The organism is Variovorax sp. VaC1, from assembly GCF_043658315.1.
Taxonomy (GTDB): Bacteria; Pseudomonadota; Gammaproteobacteria; order Burkholderiales; family Burkholderiaceae_C; genus Variovorax.
The window spans coordinates 920695-946636 of the sequence record NZ_JBIGLT010000002.1 but is presented as its reverse complement, the minus strand read 5'-3'; the positions used below and the strand labels follow the sequence as shown (position 1 = coordinate 946636).

The window sequence follows — 25942 nt, the reverse complement described above, 5'->3', positions numbered from 1 at the left end:
CATCGCCAAGCAGGTTCCGTTCCTTCCTTCTTTCTTTCTCTTTGGCGCGCCGCTTCGTTCAGATGCCGACGAACTCCGCCACTTCAGCCAGCGGCGCGCGCTCGGTCACCAGCGCATCCAGCGGCCTGCTGCGGTCGGCATAGCCGATGGCCATGCCGGTGAACAGCATGCGCTCGGGCGGCAGCGAGATGAACTGCCCGATGGTCTGCGGGTAGATTGCCCAGCATTCCTGCGGGCAGCTGTCGAGGCCTTCGGCGCGCAGCAGCAGCATGACGTTCTGCAACATCATTCCCAGGTCGGACCACTGCGGCGGCCCCATGCGGCGGTCGACGCTGCAGAACAGCGCGAGCGGCGCACCGAAGAACTGGTAGTTGCGCGCAAACCATGCGCGGCGCGCGGCCTTGTCTTCGCGCGGAATGCCCAGGCGCGCGTACATGGCCTCGCCGACGGCGAAGCGGCGGTCGCGGTAGGGCGCGACCAGTTCGCGCGGGTAGATGTCGTATTCGCTGCCTTCGCCGGCCGGCGCTTCCTGCACGCGGCTGCGCATGATCGCCTTGAGCTCGGCCAGCCGCTCGCCGCCCACCACGTGCAGGTGCCAGGGCTGCAGGTTGCCGCCGGAAGGCGCGCGCAAGGCTTGTGCGACCACGCGGCGGATGACGTCGCCCGGCACCGGCGTGTCTAGAAAATCGCGCACCGAGCGGCGGGTGGCCACGGCGTCCTGAACGTTCATGAAAAAAAGATCCTGGTGATGCCCCGGAGCAGAGGGCTCGTCCGGCATGGCGCAGCCATGTTAGGGGCAACCCTCGGGTGCCCTCAATCGTCCGTTCCGACGATGGGGCGCGGGGTGGCGGCTGCCTACCATTCCTCGCGCACAGGAGACATACACATGCTCGGATTGATGCAAGACCGCCCGCTGCTGATCTCGTCGCTGATCGACCACGCCGCCACCTTCCATCCGCACGCGGAGATCGTCGGGCGCACCGTGGAGGGGCCGGTGCACCGCACCAACTACGCGGAGCTGCAGCGCCGCTCCAAGCAGGTGGCCAACGCGATGACGGCGCTTGGCATCGAACCCGGCGACCGCGTCGGCACGCTGGCGTGGAACACCTACCGCCACCTGGCGCTGTACTTCGGCGTTTCGGGCGCGGGCGCCGTGCTGCACACGGTGAACCCGCGGCTCTTTCCGGAGCAGATCGACTACATCGTCAACCACGCCGAAGACAAGGTGCTGTTCTTCGACGCCAACTTCGCGCCGCTGGTCGAGAAGCTCGCGCCCGGCCTGAAGTCGGTGCGCGCCTTCATCGCCATGACCGACCGCGCGCACATGCCCGCCATCGACGTGCCCAACCTGCTGTGCTACGACGAACTGATCGGCGCGCAGAGCGAGGACTACACCTGGCCCGAGTTCGACGAGCGCACCGCCTCGTCGCTTTGCTACACCTCGGGCACCACCGGCAACCCCAAGGGCGTGCTGTATTCGCACCGCTCCACCGTGCTGCATTCGCTGATGGAATGCGCACCCGACACCTTCGGCGTCAACTCGCAGATGACCTTGCTGCTCGCCGTGCCCATGTTCCATGCCAACGCCTGGGGCATGCCCTACGCGGCCGCCATGACCGGCATGAAGCTCGTGATGCCCGGCCCGCACATGGACGGCCAGAGCCTGTATGAGCTGATGCGCGATGAAAAGGTCGGCTTCTCGCAGGCCGTGCCGACCATCTGGTTGATGCTGTTCCAGTACTTCGATGCGCACCCCGAGATCGACACGCGTGCCCTTGGCCTCAAGCGCATCGGTGTCGGCGGTGCCGCCACGCCGCGCACCATGATCGAACGCTTCGAGCGCGACTTCGGCGCCGACTTCGTGCAGGGCTGGGGCATGACCGAGACCAGCCCCATCGGCGTGATCGGCAACCTGCTGCCCAAGCACTACGCGATGCCGAAAGAAGAGCAGATGCGCGTGAAGATGCGGCAGGGCCGCGGCGTGTGGGGTGTGGAACTGAAGATCGTCGGCGAAGACGGCCGGCGTTTGCCGCACGACGGAAAAGCCTTCGGCCACCTGCACGTGCGCGGTCCGTGGATCGCGAGCGGTTACTTCAAGAGCGAAGGCGGCCCGGTGCTCGACGCCGAGGGCTTCTTTCCGACGGGCGACGTCGCCAACATCGACGAAGACGGCTATGTGCAGCTGGTCGACCGCGCCAAGGACGTCATCAAGTCGGGCGGCGAATGGATTTCGTCCATCGACCTGGAGAACGCCGCGAGCGCGCACCCGGCCGTGGCCGAGGCGGCGGTGATCGGCATCGCCCACCCGAAGTGGCAAGAGCGCCCGCTGCTGATCGTGGTGAAGCGCCCCGGTGCGCAGGTCACCGGCGAGGAACTGCTCACTTTCCTTTCGGAACGTGTCGTGAAGTGGTGGCTGCCCGACGACGTGGCTTTCGTCGACAGCCTGCCGCATACAGCCACCGGCAAGCTGCTCAAGACCAAGCTGCGCGAACAGTTCAAGGGATATGTCGCGGCGAAGTCAGTTTGATGACTTGTTCGATTTTTCTGTGGACAACTCTGTGGGTTCCCGGGGGAGGCAAAGCGGCAGAGCGAGGATTGACGGGGGTTCCCACCACGTTGCCTGTTGATTAAGCAGGGCACCTGGCTGGGGAAAAAAGTGCCTTGCCTCGCGCGAAAGTATTCAGGAAAGCGTGATAGGGAATGGATGGGGCGCCTTGGCGCGCCTCTTCCATCCCTTGATCTTTTCTTGTCGCGCGGCCAGTCGTCGCGCCCGGTCCTGGCGATCAGTGCTTGTGACCACCATGCGCCGCAGCACCGCCAGGCTGCGCCGACGCATTCAACGCCCGCACCGGTGCCTTCACCTCGATCGATTCACGCTTGCCGTCCTTGTCCTCGAACACCAGCGTGAGTGGCACGGTGTCGCCTTCTTTCACCTGCTGCTTGAGGTCGAGCAGCATCACGTGGTAGCCGCCGGGCTTGAGTTCGACCGTCTTGCCGGCGGGCAGGTCGAGGGCCGGGATCTGCCGCATGCGCATCACGTTGTCCTGCATCGCCATCTCGTGGACTTCGACGACCGGCGTGACGGGCGAGCTGGCCGAGACCAGCTTCGTGTCTTTCGCGGCGCTGAGCTGCATGAAGGCGCCGGTGGCCTTCTGCTGCGGCACGGTGGCGCGGACCCAGGCCTCCTTGACGGTGACTTGCGCGTGGGCGGTGACCACGAGGAACGAGGCGGCCGAGAGGGCGAGGATGCGTGCAATGGGTGTCATGAAAAGATCTCCTTGAATGTGTATGCGTGTCGGGGTTGTTGAAGCTCAGGCGGATGTCTTGAGGATCTGCCGCAGGTCTTGCGCGCACTCTTCGGCGCTCTGTTCGTGGCGAAGCACCAGCCGGATCTTTCCCTTCGGATCGAATACGTAGCTGAAGGCCGAGTGGTCCATCGTGTAGGAGGAGCCGGTGGGCACTTTCTTGTAGAAGACCTTGAAGTCTTTCGCGGTCTCGCTGGTCTTCTGCAGGTCGCCATAGAGGCCGATGAAGCTCGGGTCGAAGGCCTGCGTGTAGGCCTTGAGCACCACGGGCGAATCGCGCTCCGGATCGACGGTGACGAAGATCACCTGCAGGCGTTCGCCATCGGTGCCCAGCAGCCTGCGGATTTCCGCGGCGCGCACCAGTGCAGTGGGGCAGACGTCGGGGCACTGCGTGAAGCCGAAGAACATCATCACGGCCTTGCCCTTGTAGTCGGCCAGCGTGCGCTCGTGGCCGTCGGGGTCGGTCAGGCGAAAGTCCTGCGCGTAGTTGGCGCCGGTGATGTCGACGCCGTTGAAGCTGGCGGGCAGCGCCTTGTCGCAACCCGCGAGCGACAGCGCCGCGAGGTTGCCGCCGGCCAGCAACAGGGCGCGGCGACGCAAGGGCGCGTGCGCCCATGGCGATGCCGCACACGATGCGGGCGGCGGATGGTTGGTCTGGTTCATGAAAAAACTCTCTGTCTCTCCGATGCCCTGTGCGGGCATTGGCTCATTGCGGGACGCGGCGCGACGCGATCCCTGCCGAAGCGGCAGGCGTACTGCGTTGCGTGCGGACGTGCGAAAGAAGAGTCAGGAGACCGCAGGAGGCCCGCGCGCCGGCATCGGTGCGGCGGTGGCCTTGGCGACGTGCGCGGACGGCATCGGCCGGCCCGCATGCGCCAGCGGAACGAGCACGGGGAGAGACAGCGCCGGTGGCACGGCGGGCGGTGCGCCCGACAGCACGCACAGCGGGCAGTCCATGTGGCCGGCGCCCAGCTCCTGCACGCCATCGTCGGTGTGCACGATCGCCTTGACCGAGCCGGCGCTCGCACAGACGAGTTCCACGGTCTGTGGATGCACGACCGGCGAAGCCACGGCCACGCCGATGGAGAGCACAAACCACAGCAGCACCCAGCGGACAAGGCCCACGCCCGGACGACGCATGCCCGTGCGTGCGACGGGCTTGAATCGTGGGAAGAGGGCGGAGGAGGGCATCGGCGCGGATTATCGGCCACCAGGCGGCTGGCGCACCACCGATGCGATGACTGCTACTTCTTGCAGTCGAGCGTGATGCCGGCTCCGGCCACGCTCGCCGCAAATCTCACTGCGGCGAGGCTGCAATAAGCCCCAATGCTTTCGCATCGAGCACCGTCATGGCGTTGTACTCAAGGCCAAGTACACCAGAGGCCGCCAACGCCTTGAGTTCCTTGTTCACCGCTTGCCGATTGGCCTGCAGCATCATCGCGAGGCTGGCTTGCGACACCTGAGCACCGCGACGAGCAGCATCCAAAGCCTGTCAACTTCAACGTCCACCGGAATCAGCAGCCTGTCGACGTCAACGTCGACGGGATTGAGCACGGCGACGAGCAGCATCCAAAGCCTGTCGACCTCGGCTTCTACTGGAATCAGTAGTCTGTCGACTTCAACGTCGACAGGTCTGAGCACGGCAACCAGCAGTATGCAAAGCCTGTCGACCTCGGCCTCCACTGGGATCAGCAGCCTGTCGACTTCAACTTCGACGGGTCTGAGCACGGCGACCAGCAGCATCCAAAGCCTGTCGACCTCGACTTCCACTGGGATCAGCAGTCTGTCGACTTCAACATCGACGGGGCTGAGCACGGCGACAAGCAGCATCGGAAGTTTGTCGACTTCGACGTCTACCGGGATCAGCAGCCTGTCGATGTCAACTTCGACGGGCTTGAGTACGGCGACCAGCAGCATCCAAAGCCTGTCGACCTCGGCTTCTACTGGGATCAGCAGTCTGTCGACGTCGACCTCGACGGGCTTGAGCACTGCGACCAGCAGCATTCAAAGCCTGTCGACTTCAACTTCGACGGGTCTGAGCACCGCGACCAGCGGCATCCAAAGCCTGTCGACCTCGGCATCCACCGGGATCAGCAGCCTGTCGACATCAACCTCGACCGGACTGAGCACCGCGACGAGCAGCATCGGTAGCCTGTCCACCGGCCTGAGCACGGCCACCAGCAACGTCAGCAGCCTGAGCACGGCGGTCAACGACATCAACACCAAGGGCGCGAAGTACTTCCACGCCAGCTCGACGGCCGATGATTCCGTGGCCAGCGGTCAGCATTCGGTGGCGATCGGACCGCAATCGGTGGCTAGCGGCGACCACTCCTTTGCTGCCGGCGACGGCGCGAAGGCCACGGCCAACGGCGCGGTGGCGATCGGTTTCGGTGCACAGGCCACAGGGGTCAACGCTATCGCGATCGGCACGGGTGCTCTTGCCGCCGGCTCGCAGGCCATTGGCGAAAACTCCCGCGCCGGTGACGGTGGTGTGGCGCTGGGCAACAACGCCGACGCTGGCGGCACAGTGCTGAGCCAAGCGCAGAACGTGTCCAGGGGCACGGCCATCGGCTTCGGTGCGGTGGTCCAGCAAAGCGGCGGTGTTGCACTGGGCTCTGGCTCGGTGGCTTCCAGGGCTGCGGGCGTGGCCGGCTACGTGCCTGTTGGCGCCAGCGCGCAGCAGGAGGCTGCCATCAAGGCAACCACCAGCACGCAAGCCGCAGTGTCGGTGGGCGACGCCTCCAATGGCCAACTCCGCCAGATCACGGGCGTGGCAGCGGGTTCGGCCGACAGCGACGCGACCAACGTGGCGCAATTGAGAGCCGCATCGAATGCATCGGCGGCCAGCAGCGTGCAGTACGCGACGAACCCGGATGGGTCGATCGACTACAGCCAGATCACGCTGGGCAATGGCCAGGCGCCGGGCGGTACGCGCATCGGCAATGTGGCACCGGGCATCTTGCCGACCGACGCGGTCAATGTCGGGCAGCTCAACCAGGTTCGAAGCCAGGTGGCCGATGTCGCGCGCATCGCCTATTCGGGCATTGCGATGGCCACGGCAATGAGCAGCCTGCCGCAGGCGATGACACCTGGAAAGAGCCTGGTCTCCATCGGGACCGGGAACTACGCGGGCTACGCGGCGGTTGCCTTCGGCTATTCGGCACGCTCCGAAGACGGGAAGTGGATCTACAAGGTCAACGGCGCCTATGCGGGCCAGAGGTTGAATATTGGCGTCGGAGTGGGCTATGAGTGGTGACGCACTGAGCGCCGAGCCAACGGCGAAACCGTAACCGCATCTGCGCAGCGAGCCTCATGTTGAGGCTCGCTGCATTGAAGCGTGTCAATTCAAAATTCGTTCACATTTAAAGAGGGTTCCTCTCCGAAAAAAGTCGCTTTTTCGACATTTCAAAAAATGCTTTCGAGAGTGGAAAAGTACATTCATTTTCCATCGGTCAACGCAAAAAAAGCATTGCGTAAACCAACGCTCAAGCAGTTGATCGACCTCGTGGGGAATGGAGAGATTTCTTTCCGAACCTTTGCCCGTTGCGCGCCGCACCTCAAAGCGCGTGCACCTTTCTTGAAGTAAATGAAATGTTCCATCGCAATACCGGAGATGACTCGCGCGACACGTGGGTGAAGGCATCCGAAATTACCGTGACTCTGGAAAAACGGGACGGCGATGAAGGGGCCGGATTTTCCGCACGGCCCAATGCAGGCGTGAACCCCTCTGCGCCCCCGCCCCGCCTTGCGCCCAGGCCGCAGAGCTATGCGCAAGTTGGTGGAGCCGCTTCAGTGAATGCGCTGCATCAGTCCGCGCAGTCGCAGTACGCCAAACAAGAAGAGCCGTTTCTCATGGCACTGGTCGATGGCGATGCGGCCCGGCGCAATGGTCTGCGCCAGCGGCTCGATGCCTTGGGTCATGCCTCTCTGGCTTTCGATTCGCCGAAAGACCTGCTCGCTGCGCTGCGAGCGGGCCGGCAGTTTGGCTGTGTGATGGTTGCATTGCAGGACGATGCACTTCTCTCGCAACTCGAAACCGTCTTGAACGTGTCTCGCGCTCCTTTGCTGCTTGTCTCGCTCGACGAAAACCTTGCAGCGCTCTCCGATATCGGCAGGTTGCTCCTGGGCTCCGGCAGCGTCGACGTGGTGCCGTTGTCTTGCGGCGACCGTGAAATGGAATGGCGCCTGCAATTGCTGATGCAGCGAAAACCGGCAGGCCAGGTGACAGGCGATGAACTGACATGGGGCCCCTATCGCTTTGAAACAAGAAGGCGAATTGCGTGGTTCAACGAGCGGAGGGTGTCGCTGAAGCCGCTGGAATTCGAGCTCGCGGTTGAACTCTTCAAGCACATGAATTTCATGGTGACGCGGGAGAGGCTCTATGCGGTGTTGTGGGGTGACGCGCCCAATGCCCCGAAATCCAGAAAGCTCGACGTCTGTGTTTCCAATGTCCGCAGGAAACTCGAGCTGGGACCCGACGGCGGCTTTCTCTTGAGGTCGATCTACAGGCGCGGCTACGAACTCAATGCGCTTGCACCGCATGCACAGGGCAGTGCGCAAGCACGGCTTTGAATCGAGTCCGCTTTTCTGTGCGCGGAGGCAGAGCCCCGTTGACCATCTCGCAGCAATGTTCAAGCGCAGAGCGTTGCCGCACTCTGTTCGAAAAACTCTACGCGGCCGTGGTTCCTGCGATGCGCAGCCGCCAGGCCTCAGCCAGTTTCATGGGGGCATGCGACGGCAGACATGAGCAGGCGAGCGCGTGGAAATTCATGAAGAGGTCAGACCCGCAGCGCCACGCAGCAATGAAAAAAGCCTTGCAAGTCGTTGACCTGCAAGGCTTTTTGATTCTTGGTGGCTCTTCACGGATTCGAACCGCGGACCTGTGGATTATGATTCCATCGCTCTAACCGACTGAGCTAAAGAGCCGTTCGGGGCAGTTTTGCACCGAGCCCAAAATTATAGCCCAGGCTGCGGGCATGGTTCAACTACCCGCAAAAAATCGGCCCAATTTTTCCGCCGGCCCCGTGCTTGCGGCATCCGGGCCACGCAGCGGCAACACCGTGCACCGGCTGCGCGCCGCGCCATTTTTTGCTGGCATCAACCCCGATGCCCCCGGTCGCCCGTACAAGCTGAGGTGAAAATCCTTCGATGTCCGCGCTTCCCCGCGACCCCTCCGCCAAGAACGCCCCCGAGCGAGATGCCATGCCCGATGACCAGTTGATGCTGGCCTACGCGCACGGGGATGCTGCTGCGTTCGACGTGCTCTATGCGCGCCATGAGGGCGGGCTGTTCCGCTTCGTCAAGCGCTTGCTGGGTGCGCGGCTCGTGGCGCAGGCTGACGAGGTGTTCCAGGACACTTGGGTGCGGATCATCTCGGCGCGCGAGAGCTTTTCTCCGCAGGGTGCGACCTGGCGCACCTGGGCGTTCACCATCGCCCACAACCTCGCGATGGACCGGCTGCGCGTGAGCGGGCGCGAAGTGGCGCTCGATGCGCACGCGGACGACGACAGCGACGCGCTGCCCGCGCTCGACCGAGGCGTTCATGGCGCGGTGGATGCCGCCGCGCACCCTTCGGCAGAGGAACTGGCGTTCTGGCGCGCCGCTGGCCGCCGCCTGCTGACCTGCCTTGACGAACTGCCGGCTGAACAGCGCGCGGCCTTCTTGCTGCATCACGAAGACGGCCTGACCGTCGAAGCGCTGGCGACGAGCCTGGAGATCGGTTTCGAAACGGTGAAGAGTCGTCTTCGCTATGGCCTGCAGAAGCTGCGCGGTTGCATGGAGCGCTATCTGTCTGTGCTGGAGCAGCGGGCATGAGCGGCAGCGAGACCACCACCGGCTTCAACGGCGACGACGATCTGCGCGACCCCGCGCTGCGCCGCGCGCTCGACCACGCGCCCGACAGCGAGGCAACGCCCGACCCTCGCACGCGCGAGGCCATCCGGAAGATGGCTCACAACCTTGCCGCGGCGTCCGTGTCGACAGCAGGCTCTGCTGCCGCCAACAGTGCGAGCGCTTCGCCATGGTGGCGTCGCCTGCTGGGCGGCGGTGAGCCGCGTTCGCGCATGCCGTGGAATGCCGCTTTTGCGACCGTGCTCGTTGCCACTTTCGTGACCGTGCTGTGGCATCGCGAACCGATTCCGGATGCGCAGCTTGATGGCGAAGCGCGGGTAGCAGGCGCGCCGGCGCCTGCTCAGGCACAGATTCAACAACCACCTGCCGAGGCTGCGCCGCAACTCGATCAGGCCGCGACAGCCACAGCACCCGAACCGGCGCCACCTTCACTCGCCACGCAGTCAGCGGCGGCAGCACCGGCGACGCCTCCACGCGACGAGGCGCAGCGCGGCAACGCGCGCTCGAAAGAGGCGGCCAATGCCAACGCGGCGGATGCAGTCCGTGGGGCGGGCGCAGCGCAGTCGTACGCCAAGCAGGCGCCCCGCGCCGCATCCGAGAGTGACAAGAAGTCGGTCGAGACTCAAGCAGCGGCCGCCGAGCCGATGCAAGCTGCACCTGCACCTGCACCTGCACCTGCACCTGCACCTGCACCTGCCGCGGCTGCGGCTGCGGCTGCGGCTGCGGCTGCGCCGTCTCCCTTGAGCGCTGCCGAGCAATCAACCCCGATGCGCGACGAGCGGCTCGAAAGGGATGTCGACAGCGAGCGCCGCCGTGCGTACGGTGCAGCAGCTCCAGCAGCTCCAGCAGCTCCAGCAGCTCCAGCAGCATCCGTCGCTCCACCGCCAACCTTCGAACTCCAAAGGAGCCCATTGCCATCGCCAGCGGCCGCGCCTCCGGCAATCACGGCGCGCAGGGAAACGCAGGACGGCAATGCATCGTCGGCCGGCGGCCGCGCAGATGCGGAAGCTTCCGGCGCATTGCGCCAGGGTGCGCAGCGCGCCGCATCCAAGCTTGCAAAACCGTCGGCCAGCCCATCCTTCGCGGCGCTTGACCAGTGGACTTCATTCGACTTCGTGCGTTCAGGCCCCGCTGTGCGTCACACGCGGGGTGACATCGAAGGACTGGCCGCGCTCGTGAACACCGTGGCCCGTTCGGCCGTGTCCCCCGATGAACCGTTGACCGTGCCCATCGACATGCGCTTGACGCTCCATCGAGGCGATGCGCTCATCGCCGTGTTGGAGATCGCCGGCGATCAAGTGCGCTGGACGCCGCAGCCCGGCGGCACTGCAACAGTCGGAACACCGCCGGCCCAGGCGCTCGCCGCGTTGCGTTCCCAGTTGACGCGCTGACGGCCGAGAGCGGCCGCCGCGCATCGCATCACATCGCGTTGCCGCCCGCGATCAGGCGTTCTTGAAATCCGGCTGGCGTTTGTTGAGGAAGGCGTCCATGCCTTCCTTCTGGTCGACCGTGGCGAACAGCGCGTGGAACAGCCGGCGCTCGAACATCACGCCGTCGCTCAGGCCGCTCTCGAAGGCGCGGTTGACCGATTCCTTGGCCGCCATCACCGCGATCTGTGAATAGCCCGCGATGATCAGCGCGGCGCCGAGTGCTTCGTCGGCCAGTTTTTCAAAGGGCACCACGCGGCTCACGAGGCCCGCGCGCTCGGCTTCGGCGGCGTCCATCATGCGGGCGGTGAGCGCCATGTCCATGGCCTTGCTCTTGCCCACCGCGCGCGGCAGGCGCTGCGTGCCGCCGGCGCCGGGGATCACGCCGATCTTGATTTCGGGCTGGCCGAACTTCGCGTTGTCGGCCGCGATGATGAAGTCGCACATCATCGCCAGCTCGCAGCCACCGCCCAGCGCGAAGCCGCTCACAGCCGCGATCACCGGCTTGCGGATCGAGCGGATGGTTTCCCAGTTGCGCGTGATGTAGTCGCCCTTGTAGGTGTCGATGAAGCTGTACTTGGCCATCGCGGCGATGTCGGCGCCCGCGGCAAACGCGCGCTCGCTGCCCGTGAGGATGATGCAGCCGATGGCCTCGTCGGCGTCGAAGGCCTTGAGGGCCTGGCCCAGTTCGGTCATCAGCGCGTCGTTCAACGCATTGAGCGCCTTCGGGCGGTTGAGGGTGATGATGCCGACCTTGCCTGCTTCGGTCCGCACTTCGATGTTTTCGTAGCTCATGGTGTCTCCGGGGAAGGGGAAAAAACGCGCTTCACTATACCCAGCATGGCCACGGGCCGCAGGCTTTGCGCACAGGCCTTCCATGCCGTCAAATTTGCGGGCGACGGACCGGGGCCGATGCAGGGACTCCGGCCGCGCGGGTGGCATGGGGCGGCGAGTTTCCATAGAGTGGGCGCCAATGACCTCCAACTACGCCTACCTGTTCGTCGCCATCGTTGCCGAGGTGATCGCCACCAGCTTCCTCAAAGGCTCCGACGGCTTCACCAGACTCTGGCCCACCGCGGCGTCGGTGGTCGGCTATGTGATCGCCTTCTTCTTCCTGTCGCTGACCCTGCGGACCATTCCGACCGGCATCGCGTATGCGATCTGGTCGGGTGTGGGCATCGTGCTGATTTCGCTGGTCAGCTGGTTGTGGTTCGGCCAAAAGCTCGACGGGCCGGCGATCGCGGGCCTCGGGCTGATCATTGCGGGCGTGGTGGTGGTGAACGTTTTCTCGAAGTCCGTCGCCCACTGAGCGTCCGCAAAATGCGCCTCATTTGAGAATTATTCTCAACTAGAATGCCCGCCATGGAGTTCCCGATGCAAGAACATGCCGTGTTGCTGCGGGCCTATGCCCGCGTGCAGGAGCGCTGCTCGCGCCTGCTGGTCGAGCAGGCCGCGCTCGTCGAAAGGCTCGAGGCGCAGATCGTGCGCCTGCGCGGCGCGCTGGTGGCGCGCGACTCGGCGATTGCCATCGTGCGTGAAGAGCTTGCGGCCCGCGCCGCAGCAGGTGGTCCGTTGCCGAAGCGGCTGCATGCGTTGCTGTCGCCGGGCAGCCGCTGCCATGTCATGCCGCCGGCGCAAGAGGTGCCGGCCGACCTTCGAGAGAAAGCCGTGCTCTGCATCGGCCGCGAAGAAGAGGCGCCGTCGCTCGCGCGGCAACTGGTCGAGATCGCGGGTGGCCGCTATCTGCACCATGACGGCGGTGACGACGCCGACGACCCCGCACTCGAAGCCGGCCTGCGTGCCGCCGACCTCGTGATCTGCCAGACCGGCTGCGTGAGCCACGGCGCCTACTGGCGCGTGCAGGACCACTGCCGCCGCACCGGCAAACCGTGTGTGCTCGTGGGCGAGCCGCAGCCGATGATGTTCGTGCGAAGCCCGGCTGCGACGACAGAAGCCGCGAGCTGAGTTAGCTTCTGCGCGGAACACCGCAGGCCCGGCGTTGCCGGACCGCAGGTATTGCCATCGGAAGTGCGCGAAGCCGCAGGAGCAAACCTAGCCGGCCAGCCAGCCCGCCACCTTCGCGGCATCGTGCGAGAACAGCCGCCACGTGGTCACGCCCGTCGGCAACACCAGCGGCAGCCTGATCAGCTTGCGATCGCGCGCCACGATGGCCGTGCACTTCGTCGCATCGCCCAGATACAGCGCCAGGTCGTCGAGCTTGGTGATGCGCCAGGCCTGCACCGCGCGCTGCTGGCCTTTCTTGCCAGAGGCGGGCAGCTCGATGCCGATCCATTCGTCATTCGCGGAAAAGCCCGCCTTCTCGGCCGCGCCGCCGCGCAGCACCACCTTCACCTGCACGCTGCCATTGGCTTCGGCCACGCGCAGGCCGAGCGCCTGTGCCTGTTGCGAAGGGTCTTCCAGCGTGGCCACGCCGTGCGCGCGCAGCAATTGCGCCAGCGGCAGCTCTTCGGTCGAGTGCACCCAGCGCGCGAGTTCCGCCGCATACGAACGGCCGCTCACGGCCTCGAGCGCCGCGGCCACATCGGCTTCGCTGATCGGCCCGCCGCCGCTGTGCGCCCACAGGTGGCGCATCACGTCGTCGAGCGTGCCCTTGCCTTCGTGGCGCAGCGTGAGGTCGAAGCACAGCGCCACCAGCGCGCCCTTGGTGTAGTAGCTCACCGTGCTGTTGGGCGTCTGCTCGTCCTGGCGGTAGTACTTGACCCAGGCATCGAAGCTCGCATCGGCCACCGGCTGCACGAGGCGGCCCGGCGTCTGCATGACCTGGTTGATGGTCTTGTTCAGCAGGCGCAGGTAGGCCGCGTCGTCGATGCGGCCGGCGCGGCGCAGCAACAGGTCGTCGTAGTAGCTGGTGAAGCCCTCGAAGAACCACAGCAGCTGCGTGTAGTTCTCGCGGCTGTAGTCGTAGTGGGCGAACTCCGCCGGCCGCATGCGCTTGACGTTCCAGGTGTGGAAGTACTCGTGGCTGATCAGGCCCTGCAGCGTGGTGTAGCCCTCGGGCTGCTTCTTCTTTTCGCCGCGCTGCGGCAGGTCGCGGCGGTTGCAGATCAGCGCCGTGGAATGGCGGTGCTCGAGCCCGCCGTAGCCGTCATCGACCGCATTGAGCATGAAGACGTAGCGGTCGATCGGCGGCTTCGGCCCACCGCGCTTGCCGACCTTGTCGCCGTGCCAGAAGCGCATCTCGGCCTCGCAGATGGCCTTGGTGTCGGCGATCAGCCGCTCGCCGTCGAACGAAGCCGCGGCGCCCGCGATCACGAAGCGGTGCGGCACGCCGCAGGCTTCGAACTCGGCGCTCCAGAAGGCGCCTATCTCGACCGGGCTGTCGGCCAGCTCGTCGTAGCCCGAAGCCTGATAGCTGCCGAAGCCGTGCTTGTCGATCTTCGAGGGGACGAGGGCGGTGGCGCACGACCAGCGCGCACCTTCTTCTTTTTCGGACAGCGTCGGTGCAACGATGTCGATCGCGTGCGGCGCATCGGTCTGGCCTTCGACCCGCAGGCACACGCTCGTGCCGTTGAAGAAGCCGCGCTCGGCATCGAGCCATGCGGTGCGCACCGAGTTGTCGTACGCGCAGACCTGGTACTGCAGCACCAGCGGCTGGTCTGGCGTGCATTCGACCAGCCAGCTGCACTTGTCGAGCTGCGTCAGCACCGTCTTGCGGCGGCCCTGCGTGGCGCGCAGGCCCTGCAGGTTCTTGGCGAACTCGCGCACCAGGTAGCTGCCCGGAATCCACACCGGCAGCGTCAGGCGTTGCTGCGCGGCGGGCGCGTCGATGGTCAGCGTGACGGCGAAGAGGTGCGCATGCAGGTCCGCGCATTCGACGCGATAGCGCACGCCTGCCACAGGCGCTGCAACGGCCGCGCGCCGCGAGATGGCTTTCGTCGCCATCAGCTGGACGACGCGGCGAGTTGCTTCTCGACCTGCTCCGCGGGAATGGCACCCGGCGTGCGCGTGCCGTCGCTGAAGATCAGCGTGGGCGTGCCGGTGATGTTGTACTTGCGGCCGAACTCGACGTTGCGTTGCAGCGCGGTCACGTCGCAGCTGCTGGGCGCGGTGGCCGGCTTGGCGCTGGTTTCCATCCAGTCGCCCCAGGCCTTGCCCTTGTCCTTGCTGCACCAGATGTCACGCGACTTGACGGTCGAATCGGGGCCGAGCACCGGGTAGAGGAACAGGTAGACGGTGACGTTGTCGACCGTCTTCATGTCTTTCTCGAAGCGCTTGCAGTAGCCGCAGTTCGGGTCTTCGAACACGGCCAGCTTGCGCTTGCCGTTGCCGCGCACGATCTTGATCGAGTCCTTCAGCGGCAACTGGTCGAAGGCAACCGCGGTGAGCTTGTCCACGCGTTCTTCGGTCAGGTTCCTGCGGGTCTTCACGTCGATCAGGTTGCCCTGCAACAGGTAGTTGCCCTGTTCGTCGGTATAGAAGATCTGCGAGCCGTTCACGCGCACCTCGTAGAGGCCCGGCAGCGGCGACTTCGAGACTTCGTCGATGGCCGGGAACTGCGGAATGCGCGCGGGCAGGTTCTTGCGGATCTCGGCTTCGCCGGCGGTGGCGGTCACGACCGCGCCCAGCGTGCAGGCGGCAAGAAGAAGGTTGCGTACGAGTGTCATCGGGAGATCCGTTGAAGGGTTGGGCGTCATGCCTTCAGGCCCATGGCCTGGGTGGCGATCCAGTGCTTGATGAGGCGCGTGCGGTCGAAACCGCGCATGCCCCAGTTGCGCAATGCAGGGAGTGGACCCACGTTGTGCGAGAAAAGTTGCTGCAACCCGTCGGTCGCAAGGCTCATCTGCAGTACGTCGGCGCGGCGGGCGCGTTCGTAGCGACGCAGCAGGCGGGCGTCGCCCACGCTGCGCCAGTAGTCGCGGTTGCGGATCACGTCGGCCAGCTCGGCCGCATCGGCCAGGCCGAGGTTCAGGCCCTGGCCAGCGAGCGGGTGCACCGTGTGGGCGGCGTCGCCCGCAAGCGCCCACGAGCGCGTCGGTTGCCCCGGCATCGCGCCGGTCCAGCGGTCGGCAATCGCGCGTTGCAGCGGCCAGGCCGCGCGCTCGCTCGTGAGCCGCAGCGCGCCGAGGGCGCCATGGCTGGCCTCGCTCACGGCGGCGTTGAATTCGTCATTGCCTTGCGCCAACAGGGCGGGCGCGCGCAACTGATCGACCGACCACACCAGCGCGAGCGATTTGCCGTGCGTGCCGCCGAGCGGCAGCAGCGCGAGCACTTCACCCTTGTCGTTGAACCACTGGCGAGCGATGCCGTCATGCGATTGATCGGCGTCGAGGCGGGCCGCCACCGCATGCTGCGGATAGCGCGTGACCTCGTAGCTCACGCCGAGCGCTGCGCGGGTGGCGCTGGCCTTGCCTTCGCACACGACCGTCAGCGGCGCGGGCACGGGCTCGGCCACGACCTCGATCAGCGGCTGGAAGCGCACCGCGTCGGCCAACTGCTGTTCGAGCGCGGGCACGTCGACGATCCAGGCGAGCGCATCGACCTTCTGGCGCGCGGCGCTGAACTGCACGCGGCCGCCCTCGTCGCCATGCACGAGCATCTCGCGCACCGGCGTGGCATGGGCCGCATCGGGCCAGGCGCGCAGCGATTCGAGCAGCGTGCGCGAGGCGGCGTTGAGCGCATAGGCGCGGATGTCTTCCTTGCCCTGCGCGGCCGGCGGCACCACCAGCGCGACGCGCACACGCTCGCGCGCGAGCAGCAGGGCCAGCGTGCGGCCGACGATGCCGGCGCCGCGAATGCAAACTTCTGGGGGGAGGGCCATTTCTCAATTGTAAGAACATGACCGCCCCAGGCTTCGGGCACGTCGTGTCGCTTCGCCACTCCCTTCGAGGGGGTAATGCCGGCGGCCCGGCAAAGCCGGTCCCGCGGTATCCGCCCGTGGGGCTGACCACGGAGGTTTCAGGGCCGATGCGGGACAATCGCACCCGATTTCCAAGGAACCCCCACCGTGTCCCAGCCCGCTTTCGACCTCGAAGCCACCATCGCGCGCCTGTTCATCTACCCGGTCAAGTCATGTGCCGGTGTCGAGCTGCCCGAAATGCTGCTGACCGAGACCGGCCTCGAGTTCGACCGTGCCTGGATGGTGGTCGACGCCCAGGGCGAGTTCGTCACGCAACGCCAGTTGCCGCGCATGGCGCTGATCCGGCCGCAGATGAAGCACATGGAAGTGGTGCTGCGCGCACCCGGCATGCTGGCGCTGCACCTGGCCTTCGACCGCGTCGAAAAGCCGGTGCGCGTGCGCGTATGGAACGACGACGTGGCGGCCTACGACATGGGCGACATCGCCGCCCAGTGGTTCAGCGACTTTCTCTCCGAGCCGGGCAAGCCGCAGACCCTGCGCCTCGTGCGCTTCGACCCGGAGCAAAAGCGCCTGTCGAGCATGAAGTGGACCGATGGCGTCGAGGCGCAGAACCAGTTCGCCGACGGCTATCCGGTGCTGGTGGCCAGCGAAGGCTCGCTGGCCGAACTGAACGAGCGGCTCGCGGCGCAAGGCCATGGCGCCGTGGGCATCGAGCGCTTCCGGCCCAACATCGTGCTGGCCGGCATCGAGTCGCACGACGAAGACCGGGTCGACGCGCTGCACGTCACCACCGGCGAAGGCGAGGCCGAGCTGCGCCCCGTCAAGCCCTGCACGCGCTGCCCGATCCCCGACATCGACCCGGCCACGGCCCTGAGCAGCCCCGAGGTCGGCGACACGCTGCGCACCTACCGCGCGGATGCGCGTGTCGATGGCGGCATCACTTTCGGCATGAACTGCATCGTCATCCAGGGCGTCGAGCACATGCTCAAGGTGGGGCAGGCCGTAGGCGCGAACTACCGGTTCGAATAAGGAAGAAGGAAGGCGCCTGCCGCGCCCCGGCCTCAGAAACTCACGCCGGCGACCAGGATGATGTTGGCGTAGGGCGTGCATTCGCCCGTGCGTACGATGGCACGCGCCTTGGCCGTGCGGCGCTTGAACTCTTCATGCGACACGGTCTGCGGCGCGATGCCGAGCGACTGCGGATACCAGTCCGGCAGCTTCTTCGCATCGCCCAGCGCCTCGTTCGCGACCACGATGCCTTCCACCTGCATCTCGGACAGCACGGCCTTCAGCACGTCGGTGACCAGCGGCACGCCGCGCATGAGCGCCAGGTCGATGCGCCGTGGCCCATCGGGGATCGGCAGGCCCGCGTCGCCGATCACGAGCATGTCGCCATGGCCCATGGCGGCGATCACCTGGGAGAGTTCGGCGTGCAGCAGCGGGGAGCGTTTCACAGCGTGATCCAGTCGGGTGGCATGGGGCTGCGCAGCACGGCGTCGCGCTGCGGAATGGAGGGTTGAGCGCCGGGCTGCTGGATGCACAGCGCGGCGGCGCGGATGCCCAGGCGCACGGCCTCGTCGAAGGACTGGCCTTCGCCCAGCGCCACGGCCAGCGCGCCGAGGAAGGTGTCGCCGGCGGCGGTGGTGTCGACCGCCTGCACCTTCGGCGCGGGATGGTGGCGCGCACCGTCGGCATCGACCGCCACCGCGCCGCGCGCACCGAGCGTGACGACCACGCGCGCGATGCCCTTGGCGCGCAGCGCCTGGCCGGCGACGGCCGCTTCCTGCGGACTGTCGGCCGACTGGCCGCACAGCGTCTGAGCCTCGATCTCGTTCACCACCAGCGTGTCGATCTGCGGCCACAGCGGCTCGGCAATGGCCTGCACCGGCGACGGGTTGAGCAGCACCTTGCAGCCCGCGCCATGCGCCACGGCGATGGCGCGCGCCGTCTGATCCATCGGCGTCTCGAACTGCATCACGAGGAAGGCCGCGCCCTGCACCTGCTGGCGCAGCGCGGTCTCGTCGATCTCGACCTTCGCATTGGCGCCGGGAATCATCACGATGCGGTTCTGCCCGCTGTCCTCGACCAGGACCAGCGCCGTGCCGGTGGGTTCGCCGGCCACGGTGCGCAGCGCGGCGGTGTCGATGCCGTCACGCTCGAGTGCATCGCGCAGCGCCGTACCGTGCGCGTCGTCGCCGACGCAGCCGATCATTTGCACCTGCCCGCCTTCGCGCGCGCAGCTCACGGCCTGGTTGGCGCCCTTGCCGCCGGGGATGTTGGCGATCGAATGGCCCAGCAGGGTTTCACCCGCGGCCGGTGCGTGCGGCACGCGCAGCACCAGGTCCATGTTGAGGCTGCCCAGCACCACGATGCGTGGTGGCTGGCTGCCCGTGGTGGCGTTGCTGCTGCGGCTGGAAGAAGACTGCGGACTCACGGGGTGCGGGACTTTCGGTTTTCCGTTGAAGGCGTGGCGGCCGAGGGCGCCGCAGAAGAAGCGGGCGCGGCCGCTTCGCGAAAACTGGCGTGCCGTGCTGTCGAGGCACGCACGCGCAGCTCGGGCTGCAGCACCACCTTGCGCGCATCGCGGCGCTTGCCGCCCACGCGCTCCAGCAGCATGTCGACCGCCAGCGCGCCGATGCGCTCCTTGGGCTGTGCCACGGTGGTCAGTGGTGGGCTGGTGTAGGCCGACAGTTCGATGTCGTCGAAGCCGACGATGGACAGCTCGTCGGGCACGTGCACGCCGCTTTCATGCGCGGCGCGCAGTGCGCCGATGGCCATCAGGTCGTTGCAGACGAACACGGCCGACGGCTTTTCTTCGGTGCGCAGAATGGCGTGCATGGCCTCGTAGCCGCCCTGGCTGGTGAAGCCGCCGCGCCACAGCAACGCGTCGGCGTTCGCGATATCGGGTGTCGCGCCGGTTTCGGCCAGCGCCATGCGCCAGCCCTCGATGCGTTGTTCGCTCGGCATCACGCCCACCGGTCCGCCGATGCAGGCGATGCGCTTGTGGCCCAGCGACAGCAGGTGCCGCACCGCGAGCAGGCCGCCCTGCATGTGCGCGGTTTCCACCAGGTCGCAGGCCGGGTCGGCGATCTCGCGGTCGACCAGCACGGTCGGCACGCGCAGGCCGTGCAGCTGCTTGGCCAGCGAGTCGCTGTGGTCGGTGCCGGCACCGGTCGACACCACGATCAACCCGTCGATGCGGCGCTCGGCCAGCACCTGCAGGTACACGCTCTGGCGATGCGGTTCGTCGTCGGTGTTGCACAGCACCAGCGTGTAGCCGGCGCCGAAGCAGCGGTCTTCCACGATGCGCACGATCTCGGCGAAGTAGGGGTTGGAGCTGTTCGGGATCAGCATGCCCAGCGTCGACGTGGTGTTGCTCTTCAGGCTGCGCGCCATCGCGTTGGGCACGTAGCCCAGCTCGCGGATGGCAAGCTCCACGCGCTCGCGCACCTTGGCGCTCACGTGGCGCGTGTCGTTGACTACGTGCGACACGGTGGTGACGGAAACGTCCGCCTTGAGTGCGACGTCCTTGATGGTGGCCATGGTGCTTGTCCGTTCCTGATGCGGTGGGGTGTCAGGCCAGGCGACGGTCGGCCCGGCGCTGGCGCAGGGTGTCGATGATGACGGCCACCACGATCACGGCGCCGGTGATGATGCGCTTGCTCGGCTCGCTCGCGCCCACCTGCGCCAGTCCGGCTTCGAGCACCGCGATGATGAGCACGCCGAAGAAGGTGTTGACCACAGAGCCGCGCCCGCCCATGAGGCTGGTGCCGCCGATGACCACGGCCGCGATCACCTGCAGCTCGATGCCGACGCCGGCATTCGGGTCGGCCGCTTCCAGCCGTGCCGACTGCATCAGCCCCGCAAGGCCCGCCAGCAGGCCGGTGACGGCGAACACGATGATGCGGATGGGGCGCGGGTCCACGCCCGCAAGGCGCATGGCTTCCTCATTGGTGCCGATGCCCACCACATGCCGGCCGAACACCGTGCGCGTGAGCACCATCTGCCCCACGACCACCAGCACCACGGCCAGCACGAAGGCGGCCGAGATGCCACCGATCCACGGCGCGGCCAGGCCCGAGATGGCATCGCCCACGTACTGCGTGCGCGAGTCGGTGACAAGGTAGGCGCCGCCGCGTACCGCTTCGAGCATGCCCAGCGAGACGATGAAGCTCGGCAGCCGCCATGCGACCGACACCGCGCCCGTCACCGTGCCGCATACCAGGCCGGTGGCCAGGCCGAGGGCGGCGGCCAGCGGCACCGAGAGCTTCCATTCGAGAATCGCGGCCGCTGTCACGGCTGCGCTGAGCGCGAGCACGGAGCCGACCGACAGGTCGATGCCCGCGATGATCAGCACGAAGGTCATGCCGACCGCCATCACGGCCAGCGCGGGGATTTCATTGGCGATCGAGACGAAGGTCTCGCGCGTCAGGAAGTATTCGCTCATCGAGCCGAAGAGCGCGATCATGCCGACCAGTACGACGGTCAGGCCGAGGTAGGTGCCCAGCTGGCCCTTGAGTGCGGACGGCGCGGTGGATGTCGAAGCGGGTGCGGTCATGGTGTGTCTGCGGTGGCCGGGGTCGAATCGGGGGCGGTGGAGGCCGGGCGTGGCGAGGTTGGCGGGGCAGTTGTAGTGGGCGCTGCGGCATGCCCTGTCGCGTCGCTGAAAGCGGCGGCCAGCAGCGATTGTTCGCTCCATTCGCCGCGCTCGAACACCGCCACCAGCCGGCCGGCGCTCATGACGCCGATGCGGTCGCACATGGCCATCAGCTCGCGCAGGTCGCTCGACACCATCAAGAGCGCCTTGCCGGCGTCGGTCATGCGGTCGAGTTCGGCGTACAGGTCGGCGCGCGCACCGACGTCCACGCCGCGCGTGGGCTCGTCGAGCAGCAGCACCTTGCATTCGCGGTGCAGCCAGCGTGCGAACACCACCTTCTGCTGGTTGCCACCGCTCAGGGTGGCGACCGGCTGCTCGATGCTGCGCGAGCGGATGCGCAGCAGTTCCACCAGCCGTTGCGCGATGCCGCGCTCCTTGGCGCGCAGCAGCCAGCCGGCATGCGAGATCGCGCCCAGGTCGCTCAGCGTCGCGTTGACGCGGATCGACTGGGTCAGTAAGAGGCCTTGCGACTTGCGGTCTTCGGTGACCAGCCCGATGCCGGCGCGGATGGCCTGCATCGGCGAGCGCCAGCCCTTGCGCACGCGCTGTGTCGGTTGTGCGCCGCTCACTGCGTCATAGAGGGAAATTTCACCGCGATCGGCGCGATCAGCACCGAACAGCAGCCGCACCAGTTCGGTCCGGCCCGAGCCGACCAGCCCGGCCAGGCCCATGACCTCGCCGGCGCGCAGGTCGATGTCGACATCGCGCACCACCTGTGCCCGGCCCAGGCCGCGCGCGCTCAGCAGCACCGGCCCGGCGACGCGGCGGTCGCGGCCTTCGTGCTCGTGCACCGCGCGGCCCACCATCCGCTGCACCAGCTCGGATTCGCGCACGCCGGCCATCGCGCGCACGTCGACCAGCTTGCCGTCGCGCAGCACCGCCACGCGGTCGGCGATGCGCTGCAGCTCCTCGAGGCGGTGCGACACATAGACGATGGCCACGCCGCGCGCCTTCAGCAGTTCGATCTGCTCGAACAGGTGCGAGGTCTCGCGCGGCGTGAGCATGGCGGTGGGCTCGTCGAGCATCAGCACGCGCGTGTCGTCCTGCAGGTTGCGCGCGATCTCGACCATTTGCTGCTGGCCGATGCCCAGCCGCGCCACGGGCGTGGCCGGGTCGATGTTTTCCATGCCGATCTTGGCGAGCTGGCGCGCGGCCAGCTCGTGCAGCCTGGCCTTGCGTATCCAGCCCGTCTTGTTGGGCAGGCGGTCGAGCAGCAGGTTCTCGGCCACCGACAACGTGGTGACCAGCCCCAGCTCCTGCATGACCATGCGCACGCCCTGGCGCTCGGCGTCGCGGCGCGAGCCAGGGTGGAAAGGCTTGCCTTCGAGCAGCATCTGGCCGCGCGTGGGTTGCACCAGGCCGCAGACGATCTTCGACAGCGTGCTCTTGCCGGCGCCGTTCTCGCCCGTGAGCGCAAGCACTTCACCGGCGTTGAGCACGAGCGAGACGTCGTCCAGCACCGGCGCCGCGTAGTCCTTGCCCATGGCGCTCAGCGAGAGCACGGGCGCAGCGGCTTTGGGGGAAATGGTGGCGGTGGCTGTCAACGTCTGCTCGTTTCTCTCTCTTTGGGACTTACTTCGACGACTTGGTGACCAGCACCACGTCGGTCTTCACTTCGGCGGGCATCTCCGATTGCTTCTTCTTGTCGGCGATGGCCTTCAGCGCGGTCTCGATGCCGAACACGGCCTGCTTGGCCGCGAACTGGTCGGCCGTGGCGAGCACGCGGCCATCGGCCAGCATCGGCTTGATGGCGCCGATGTTGTCGTAGCCCACCACCAGCACCTTGCCGGTCTTGCCGGCGGCCTTGACCGCGGCGACCGCGCCCAGTGCCATGCTGTCGTTGCCGGCCAGCAGCGCCTTGAGGTCGGGGTGCTCGCGCAGCATGCCGGCGGCCACGGTGTTGCCCTTGTCGATTTCCCACTGGCCCGACTGCACGCCCACCACCGTCACGCCGGCGGCCTTCATCGCGTCTTGATAGCCCAGCGTGCGCTGCTGCGCATTGAAGGTGGTCGACACGCCTTCGATGATGCCGACCTTGTCGCCAGCCTTCAGCTCCTTGGCGAGCGCATCGCCCACCAGCTTGGCGCCGGCACGGTTGTCGGGGCCGACGAAGGGCACCTGGATGCCCTTTTCCTTGAGCGCGGCGGCGTCGAACTGGTTGTCGATGTTGACGACGAGGATGCCCTTGTCGATGGCCGCCTTGACCACCGGCACCAGCGCCTTCGAATCGGCGGGGGCGATGACCAGCGCGTTGATCTTCTGCGCCATCATCTGCTCGACCATCTTGATCTGAGCGGAGGTGTCGGTCTCGTCCTTGATGCCGTTGGCCACCAGCGTGTATTGCGAGGCGTTGGCCTTCTGATGCGCCTTGGCGCCATCTTCCATGGTGCGGAAGAATTCGTTGGCCAGCGACTTCATGACCAGCGCGACCTTCGGCTTGTCCTGGGCGAAGGCGGGCGATGCGGCGATGGCGCCCAGCAGCGTCAGTGCGGCAGCGCTTTGCAGGGTACGGCGGGTGAACTTCATGGTGTGTGTCTCCTGAGGTGGTTGAGCGGTACGCCGGTCTCTGGCCGGGGCTCCGATGTTAACCACCGGAAACGTTTGCGCAAACGTTTGCTAATCGGGGCTAACCCTGAGCCGTTTGCCTTCGCGAGGGGGCGCCGCGCACGGCCGCCCGAAGCGGCCGCCCCGCCCCCGGAAGGGGGTTGGCGAAGCGACACGAAGTGCGCGAAGCCTGGGGGAGAGCCAGCTCCGCCTAAAATCGCCGGTTACCCAAGAGGACCCCCCATGAGTTTGCAATGCGGCATCGTCGGCCTGCCCAACGTCGGTAAATCCACCCTTTTCAATGCGTTGACCAAGGCCGGCATCGCGGCGGAAAACTATCCGTTCTGCACCATCGAGCCCAACGTGGGCGTGGTGGAAGTGCCCGACCCACGGCTCGCGCAACTGAGCGAGATCGTCAACCCCGAGCGCGTGGTGCCCGCCATCGTCGAGTTCGTCGACATCGCCGGTCTCGTGGCCGGTGCCAGCACCGGTGAAGGCCTGGGCAACAAGTTCCTGGCCCACATCCGCGAGACCGACGCCACCGTCAACGTGGTGCGCTGCTTCGACGACGAGAACGTGATCCACGTGGCCGGCAAGGTCGACCCGATCTCCGACATCGAAGTGATCCAGACCGAGCTTTGCCTGGCCGACCTCGCCACGGTCGAGAAGGCGCTGCACCGCCACACCAAGGTGGCCCGCTCGGGCGACAAGGACGCGCAAAAGCTGGTCGGCCTGCTCGAGCGCTGCCAGGCCGCGCTGAACGAAAACACGCCGGTGCGCGCGCTCGAGTTCACGAAGGAAGAGCTGCCGCTGGTCAAGTCGTTCACGCTCATCACCGCCAAGCCCGCGATGTTCGTCGGCAACGTGGCCGAGGACGGTTTTGAAAACAACCCCTACCTCGACCGCCTGCGCGAGTACGCCGCCAAGCAGGGCGCGCCCGTGGTCGCCATCTGCGCCAAGATCGAAGCCGACCTGGCCGAGATGGACGAAGAAGACAAGAAGATGTTCCTGGCCGAGATCGGCCAGGAAGAGCCGGGCCTGAACCGCCTGATCCGCGCGGCATTCAAGCTGCTGGGCCTGCAGACGTATTTCACCGCCGGCGTGAAGGAAGTGCGCGCCTGGACCATCCACATCGGCGACACCGGCCCGCAAGCGGCCGGCGTGATCCACGGCGATTTCGAGAAGGGCTACATCCGCGCCCAGACCATCGCCTTTGAGGACTACATCGCGTTCAAGGGCGAGCAGGGCGCGAAGGACGCGGGGAAGATGCGTTCGGAAGGCAAGGAATACGTCGTGAAGGATGGCGACGTGATGAACTTCCTGTTCAGCTCCTGAGTTGATTCGCAGCGCGGCTACTTGGCCGCCTGCTGCTTGCCCCACACCACCGTGTTGTCCACCGCATAGGCGGCACACACCACCTTGCGTTCCGCGCAGCCCTTGAGTTGCTCGGTCAACGCAGCGGAGTTGGTGGCGGTGCCGAACTTGTTGTCGCTGGTGATCAGGAACGCGCGCGGCCGTGCCTGCAGCAGGAACTGGCGATACGCGATGCGTATCTGCGCGGGGTCTGCACCAACGGCGGGCAGGCCGGCTTCATCGGCCAGGTCGGCATGGCCCGAAGGCGTGGGCTCTCCGTTGGCATCGAGCACTACGCCGACGTTCTTCAGCAGGTCGTGCCACTTCGCCATTTCCACGATCACGCGCGGCGGCAGTTCCATCACCCACTGCGCCGGATAGGCAAAGCCGAGGTTCGCGCCGCCGGGCGCCACGCTGTCGGTGACGCCGACCAGCCGGCCTTCTTCATCGAAGAGCCCGCCGCCGCTCGAACCCGAAGACACCGGCGCGGAGGTCTGGATGATCGGCAACTGGCCCTGCGCCCGCGGCCGCAAGGCGGAGATGAGGCCTTCGGTCAACGTGAGCTCGAGCCCGTGCGGGCTGCCGATGGCGAACACGCGCTGGCCGACGCGCAGGCCTTCGGCCGGTGCGATCTGCACGGCCGGCAATTGCAGCGGTGTCTCGGTCAACAGCACGCACAGGTCGCGCGATGGATCGGGGTCGCGCAGGACGCTCTTGATCTTGATGGTCGTCTGGCCCTGGGTCACGGTGGCCGACACCGCCTCGTTCACCACATGGCAGGCCGTGACCAGTGCGGCAGGCGTCACGGCCACCGCACTGCCGATGCTGGTCTTGTCGGTGCCCTGGTCGCCCTTGACGGTCCAGACCGCGGGCGACGCCTTGCGAAAAACATCCTCGGGCGAGAGCGCCCACGCATGACAGGCGAGGGCGCCGAGCCAGAGGCCGGCTGCCAGGGGCTTCCAGTGCCGGATGGATTTTTTCATTCGCG

26 protein-coding genes and 1 tRNA gene are annotated in these 25942 nt (G+C 66.6%); 9 read left to right on the top strand and 18 right to left on the bottom strand.

The window, feature by feature from the left end; all coding sequences use genetic code 11:
- Positions 1-58: 58 nt before the first annotated feature.
- The gene (locus ACGLHS_RS11365) at positions 59-730 is read right to left on the bottom strand and encodes a nitroreductase (RefSeq protein WP_394479629.1); all 672 of its coding nucleotides are present in this window, start codon (positions 728-730) and stop codon (positions 59-61) included.
- Positions 731-886: 156 nt separating this feature from the next.
- On the opposite strand from ACGLHS_RS11365, the gene ACGLHS_RS11360 reads away from it, so the two are divergent.
- A complete protein-coding gene (locus tag ACGLHS_RS11360; protein WP_394479627.1) occupies positions 887-2527 on the top strand; it encodes a 3-(methylthio)propionyl-CoA ligase in 1641 nt (546 codons plus the stop codon).
- Positions 2528-2783: 256 nt separating this feature from the next.
- Here the strand turns inward: ACGLHS_RS11360 and ACGLHS_RS11355 are convergent, their stop codons facing one another.
- The 5 genes from ACGLHS_RS11355 to ACGLHS_RS11335 form a co-directional block, all read right to left on the bottom strand.
- Positions 2784-3266 (bottom strand): copper chaperone PCu(A)C, encoded by a 483-nt coding sequence (locus tag ACGLHS_RS11355; protein WP_394479625.1) that lies wholly within the window; start codon positions 3264-3266, stop codon positions 2784-2786.
- 45 nt (positions 3267-3311) lie between these two features.
- Positions 3312-3968, bottom strand: coding sequence for an SCO family protein (locus ACGLHS_RS11350; RefSeq protein ID WP_394479623.1), 657 nt, complete (start codon positions 3966-3968; stop codon positions 3312-3314).
- Positions 3969-4091: 123 nt separating this feature from the next.
- Positions 4092-4445, bottom strand: coding sequence for a DUF2946 family protein (locus ACGLHS_RS11345; protein WP_394479904.1), 354 nt, complete (start codon positions 4443-4445; stop codon positions 4092-4094).
- Positions 4446-4602: 157 nt separating this feature from the next.
- Positions 4603-4743, bottom strand: a complete 141-nt coding sequence (locus ACGLHS_RS11340) for a hypothetical protein (RefSeq protein WP_394479621.1) — start codon at positions 4741-4743, stop codon at positions 4603-4605.
- Positions 4740-5309 carry a hypothetical protein gene (locus ACGLHS_RS11335; protein ID WP_394479619.1) on the bottom strand — a complete coding sequence of 190 codons (570 nt, stop codon included), beginning with the start codon at positions 5307-5309 and terminating at the stop codon, positions 4740-4742. Before ACGLHS_RS11335 ends, ACGLHS_RS11340 begins: the two co-directional genes overlap by 4 nt.
- Here ACGLHS_RS11335 and ACGLHS_RS11330 point away from each other — a divergent pair.
- Positions 5287-6561 (top strand): YadA family autotransporter adhesin, encoded by a 1275-nt coding sequence (locus ACGLHS_RS11330; protein WP_394479617.1) that lies wholly within the window; start codon positions 5287-5289, stop codon positions 6559-6561. The two genes, ACGLHS_RS11335 and ACGLHS_RS11330, sit on opposite strands and share 23 nt — an antisense overlap.
- A 335-nt stretch (positions 6562-6896) precedes the next feature.
- Positions 6897-7877, top strand: coding sequence for a winged-helix domain-containing protein (locus ACGLHS_RS11325; protein WP_394479615.1), 981 nt, complete (start codon positions 6897-6899; stop codon positions 7875-7877).
- Positions 7878-8154: 277 nt separating this feature from the next.
- Here the strand turns inward: ACGLHS_RS11325 and ACGLHS_RS11320 are convergent.
- Positions 8155-8231, bottom strand: a tRNA-Met gene (locus ACGLHS_RS11320).
- 222 nt (positions 8232-8453) lie between these two features.
- Here ACGLHS_RS11320 and ACGLHS_RS11315 point away from each other — a divergent pair.
- Together ACGLHS_RS11315 and ACGLHS_RS11310 are read left to right on the top strand one after the other, a co-directional pair.
- On the top strand, positions 8454-9119 hold the full coding sequence (locus tag ACGLHS_RS11315) for a sigma-70 family RNA polymerase sigma factor (protein ID WP_394479613.1): 666 nt from the start codon (positions 8454-8456) through the stop codon (positions 9117-9119).
- Positions 9116-10546: a hypothetical protein gene (locus tag ACGLHS_RS11310; RefSeq protein WP_394479611.1), complete on the top strand. Its 1431-nt coding sequence runs from the start codon at positions 9116-9118 to the stop codon at positions 10544-10546. The genes ACGLHS_RS11315 and ACGLHS_RS11310 overlap by 4 nt, the downstream gene beginning before the upstream one ends.
- A gap of 51 nt (positions 10547-10597) precedes the next feature.
- Here ACGLHS_RS11310 and ACGLHS_RS11305 read toward each other — a convergent pair whose 3' ends face one another.
- Complete coding sequence (locus tag ACGLHS_RS11305) at positions 10598-11377, bottom strand: enoyl-CoA hydratase (RefSeq protein WP_394479609.1); 780 nt, start codon at positions 11375-11377, stop codon at positions 10598-10600.
- A gap of 145 nt (positions 11378-11522) precedes the next feature.
- Between ACGLHS_RS11305 and ACGLHS_RS11300 the strand changes: the two genes are divergently transcribed.
- Both ACGLHS_RS11300 and ACGLHS_RS11295 read left to right on the top strand, forming a co-directional pair.
- Positions 11523-11891: an SMR family transporter gene (locus ACGLHS_RS11300; protein WP_394479902.1), complete on the top strand. Its 369-nt coding sequence runs from the start codon at positions 11523-11525 to the stop codon at positions 11889-11891.
- 65 nt (positions 11892-11956) lie between these two features.
- Entirely contained in the window at positions 11957-12547 is a 591-nt protein-coding gene (locus ACGLHS_RS11295) for a DUF2325 domain-containing protein (RefSeq protein WP_394479607.1), read from the top strand.
- 87 nt (positions 12548-12634) lie between these two features.
- Here the strand turns inward: ACGLHS_RS11295 and ACGLHS_RS11290 are convergent, their stop codons facing one another.
- The 3 genes from ACGLHS_RS11290 to ACGLHS_RS11280 are packed head-to-tail and all read right to left on the bottom strand — an operon-like array spanning position 12635 to position 16361.
- On the bottom strand, positions 12635-14485 hold the full coding sequence (locus ACGLHS_RS11290; RefSeq protein WP_394479605.1) for a M61 family metallopeptidase: 1851 nt from the start codon (positions 14483-14485) through the stop codon (positions 12635-12637).
- Positions 14485-15207 carry a DsbC family protein gene (locus tag ACGLHS_RS11285; RefSeq protein WP_093246666.1) on the bottom strand — a complete coding sequence of 241 codons (723 nt, stop codon included), beginning with the start codon at positions 15205-15207 and terminating at the stop codon, positions 14485-14487. Before ACGLHS_RS11285 ends, ACGLHS_RS11290 begins: the two co-directional genes overlap by 1 nt.
- 26 nt (positions 15208-15233) lie before the next feature.
- Positions 15234-16361 carry an FAD-dependent monooxygenase gene (locus ACGLHS_RS11280; protein WP_394479602.1) on the bottom strand — a complete coding sequence of 376 codons (1128 nt, stop codon included), beginning with the start codon at positions 16359-16361 and terminating at the stop codon, positions 15234-15236.
- Between the two features lie 186 nt (positions 16362-16547).
- Between ACGLHS_RS11280 and ACGLHS_RS11275 the strand changes: the two genes are divergently transcribed.
- Positions 16548-17429: an MOSC domain-containing protein gene (locus ACGLHS_RS11275; RefSeq protein ID WP_093246668.1), complete on the top strand. Its 882-nt coding sequence runs from the start codon at positions 16548-16550 to the stop codon at positions 17427-17429.
- Positions 17430-17461: 32 nt separating this feature from the next.
- On the opposite strand, the gene rbsD is transcribed toward ACGLHS_RS11275, so the two are convergent.
- From rbsD to ACGLHS_RS11245, 6 genes are all read right to left on the bottom strand, one after another.
- Positions 17462-17854 carry a D-ribose pyranase gene (rbsD, locus tag ACGLHS_RS11270; protein WP_394479599.1) on the bottom strand — a complete coding sequence of 131 codons (393 nt, stop codon included), beginning with the start codon at positions 17852-17854 and terminating at the stop codon, positions 17462-17464.
- Positions 17851-18834, bottom strand: a complete 984-nt coding sequence (gene rbsK, locus ACGLHS_RS11265; RefSeq protein WP_394479597.1) for a ribokinase — start codon at positions 18832-18834, stop codon at positions 17851-17853. Before rbsK ends, rbsD begins: the two co-directional genes overlap by 4 nt.
- The gene (locus ACGLHS_RS11260; protein WP_394479595.1) at positions 18831-19943 is read right to left on the bottom strand and encodes a LacI family DNA-binding transcriptional regulator; all 1113 of its coding nucleotides are present in this window, start codon (positions 19941-19943) and stop codon (positions 18831-18833) included. Before ACGLHS_RS11260 ends, rbsK begins: the two co-directional genes overlap by 4 nt.
- Positions 19944-19974: 31 nt before the next feature.
- The gene (locus ACGLHS_RS11255) at positions 19975-20958 is read right to left on the bottom strand and encodes an ABC transporter permease (protein WP_093246671.1); all 984 of its coding nucleotides are present in this window, start codon (positions 20956-20958) and stop codon (positions 19975-19977) included.
- The gene (locus tag ACGLHS_RS11250; protein ID WP_394479900.1) at positions 20955-22541 is read right to left on the bottom strand and encodes a sugar ABC transporter ATP-binding protein; all 1587 of its coding nucleotides are present in this window, start codon (positions 22539-22541) and stop codon (positions 20955-20957) included. The genes ACGLHS_RS11255 and ACGLHS_RS11250 overlap by 4 nt, the downstream gene beginning before the upstream one ends.
- Before the next feature lie 88 nt (positions 22542-22629).
- Positions 22630-23583, bottom strand: a complete 954-nt coding sequence (locus ACGLHS_RS11245; protein ID WP_394479593.1) for a sugar ABC transporter substrate-binding protein — start codon at positions 23581-23583, stop codon at positions 22630-22632.
- A 261-nt stretch (positions 23584-23844) separates the two neighbouring features.
- Between ACGLHS_RS11245 and ychF the strand changes: the two genes are divergently transcribed.
- Complete coding sequence (gene ychF, locus ACGLHS_RS11240; RefSeq protein WP_093246674.1) at positions 23845-24936, top strand: redox-regulated ATPase YchF; 1092 nt, start codon at positions 23845-23847, stop codon at positions 24934-24936.
- Positions 24937-24953: 17 nt separating this feature from the next.
- On the opposite strand, the gene ACGLHS_RS11235 is transcribed toward ychF, so the two are convergent.
- Positions 24954-25937 carry a trypsin-like peptidase domain-containing protein gene (locus ACGLHS_RS11235; RefSeq protein ID WP_394479590.1) on the bottom strand — a complete coding sequence of 328 codons (984 nt, stop codon included), beginning with the start codon at positions 25935-25937 and terminating at the stop codon, positions 24954-24956.
- Between the last annotated feature and the right edge of the window lie 5 nt (positions 25938-25942).

What these genes read in the sequence shown, in the direction of transcription:
- ACGLHS_RS11365 (WP_394479629.1), bottom strand. Translation starts at nt 730, where the DNA reads ATGAACGTTCAGGACGCCGTGGCCACCCGCCGCTCGGTGCGCGATTTT.
- ACGLHS_RS11360 (WP_394479627.1), top strand. Translation starts at nt 887, where the DNA reads ATGCTCGGATTGATGCAAGACCGCCCGCTGCTGATCTCGTCGCTGATC.
- ACGLHS_RS11355 (WP_394479625.1), bottom strand. Translation starts at nt 3,266, where the DNA reads ATGACACCCATTGCACGCATCCTCGCCCTCTCGGCCGCCTCGTTCCTC.
- ACGLHS_RS11350 (WP_394479623.1), bottom strand. Translation starts at nt 3,968, where the DNA reads ATGAACCAGACCAACCATCCGCCGCCCGCATCGTGTGCGGCATCGCCA.
- ACGLHS_RS11345 (WP_394479904.1), bottom strand. Translation starts at nt 4,445, where the DNA reads ATGCGTCGTCCGGGCGTGGGCCTTGTCCGCTGGGTGCTGCTGTGGTTT.
- ACGLHS_RS11340 (WP_394479621.1), bottom strand. Translation starts at nt 4,743, where the DNA reads ATGATGCTGCAGGCCAATCGGCAAGCGGTGAACAAGGAACTCAAGGCG.
- ACGLHS_RS11335 (WP_394479619.1), bottom strand. Translation starts at nt 5,309, where the DNA reads ATGCTGCTGGTCGCAGTGCTCAAGCCCGTCGAGGTCGACGTCGACAGA.
- ACGLHS_RS11325 (WP_394479615.1), top strand. Translation starts at nt 6,897, where the DNA reads ATGTTCCATCGCAATACCGGAGATGACTCGCGCGACACGTGGGTGAAG.
- ACGLHS_RS11315 (WP_394479613.1), top strand. Translation starts at nt 8,454, where the DNA reads ATGTCCGCGCTTCCCCGCGACCCCTCCGCCAAGAACGCCCCCGAGCGA.
- ACGLHS_RS11310 (WP_394479611.1), top strand. Translation starts at nt 9,116, where the DNA reads ATGAGCGGCAGCGAGACCACCACCGGCTTCAACGGCGACGACGATCTG.
- ACGLHS_RS11305 (WP_394479609.1), bottom strand. Translation starts at nt 11,377, where the DNA reads ATGAGCTACGAAAACATCGAAGTGCGGACCGAAGCAGGCAAGGTCGGC.
- ACGLHS_RS11300 (WP_394479902.1), top strand. Translation starts at nt 11,523, where the DNA reads ATGGGGCGGCGAGTTTCCATAGAGTGGGCGCCAATGACCTCCAACTAC.
- ACGLHS_RS11295 (WP_394479607.1), top strand. Translation starts at nt 11,957, where the DNA reads ATGCAAGAACATGCCGTGTTGCTGCGGGCCTATGCCCGCGTGCAGGAG.
- ACGLHS_RS11290 (WP_394479605.1), bottom strand. Translation starts at nt 14,485, where the DNA reads ATGGCGACGAAAGCCATCTCGCGGCGCGCGGCCGTTGCAGCGCCTGTG.
- ACGLHS_RS11285 (WP_093246666.1), bottom strand. Translation starts at nt 15,207, where the DNA reads ATGACACTCGTACGCAACCTTCTTCTTGCCGCCTGCACGCTGGGCGCG.
- ACGLHS_RS11280 (WP_394479602.1), bottom strand. Translation starts at nt 16,361, where the DNA reads ATGGCCCTCCCCCCAGAAGTTTGCATTCGCGGCGCCGGCATCGTCGGC.
- ACGLHS_RS11260 (WP_394479595.1), bottom strand. Translation starts at nt 19,943, where the DNA reads ATGGCCACCATCAAGGACGTCGCACTCAAGGCGGACGTTTCCGTCACC.
- ACGLHS_RS11255 (WP_093246671.1), bottom strand. Translation starts at nt 20,958, where the DNA reads ATGACCGCACCCGCTTCGACATCCACCGCGCCGTCCGCACTCAAGGGC.
- ACGLHS_RS11250 (WP_394479900.1), bottom strand. Translation starts at nt 22,541, where the DNA reads ATGGGCAAGGACTACGCGGCGCCGGTGCTGGACGACGTCTCGCTCGTG.
- ACGLHS_RS11245 (WP_394479593.1), bottom strand. Translation starts at nt 23,583, where the DNA reads ATGAAGTTCACCCGCCGTACCCTGCAAAGCGCTGCCGCACTGACGCTG.
- ychF (WP_093246674.1), top strand. Translation starts at nt 23,845, where the DNA reads ATGAGTTTGCAATGCGGCATCGTCGGCCTGCCCAACGTCGGTAAATCC.
- ACGLHS_RS11235 (WP_394479590.1), bottom strand. Translation starts at nt 25,937, where the DNA reads ATGAAAAAATCCATCCGGCACTGGAAGCCCCTGGCAGCCGGCCTCTGG.